Annotated in this window: 1 protein-coding gene; it reads right to left on the bottom strand. The window is 64.2% G+C overall.

The window, feature by feature from the left end; translation table 11 throughout:
- Window positions 1-636: AMP-binding protein (locus ACTJLF_RS34660; RefSeq protein WP_440884908.1), on the bottom strand; the 636-nt coding region annotated here is incomplete at both ends.

Below are 636 nucleotides of genomic sequence, written 5' to 3'. Positions count from 1 at the left end.
GCAGGGCCGCATCGAGCACGTACACCTGGGTGTTCCAGATCGGACGGCCGATGGGGGGCGATGCTTGACCGGACAGCGTGGCACTCATGGTTGCACACACCGTCGATTCGGTGGGGCCATAGGCGTTGATCAGTCGCCGTTGTTCAGACCAGCATTCCACCAACTGAGCTGTAGAGGCTTCCCCGGCCACGACCAGATCGATACCTCTTGGCAGAGTTGTGGACTCCTGCGCGGCTAATGCGATCGGCGGAAGGGTGAGATGGGTGATGCGATGCCTGGTCACAGTAGACGCAAGAGCCTCCCCGGGCAGCAGGTCTTGTGTCCGGGCCAAAACGAGCGTCGCGCCTGACAGGAGCGCTTGGATCACCTCCCAGAACGCCGCATCAAAGCTCAGTGACGCAAACTGCAGGACGCGTGAACCGGGGCCGACGATCAACTGCTCGATCTGGCTGGCGCTGAGACTCGGAACGCCCGCATGCGAAACCATCACGCCCTTGGGCCTGCCGGTGGAGCCGGAGGTATAGATGACGTAGGCGGGGTTGGGGGGCGTGAGGGGCTGTGTGCGTTGCGCGTCGGTGGGGTTGGCGCGAGAGCGAGCGGAGATGGCCTCGCGCACCTGAGGCGCGTCCAGCAGCA

Source organism: Variovorax sp. 22077, from assembly GCF_052044195.1.
In the GTDB taxonomy this organism is placed as follows: domain Bacteria; phylum Pseudomonadota; class Gammaproteobacteria; order Burkholderiales; family Burkholderiaceae_C; genus Variovorax; species Variovorax atrisoli.
The sequence above is the reverse complement of the archived record's forward strand: the minus strand, read 5'-3'. Positions and strand labels throughout refer to the sequence as shown.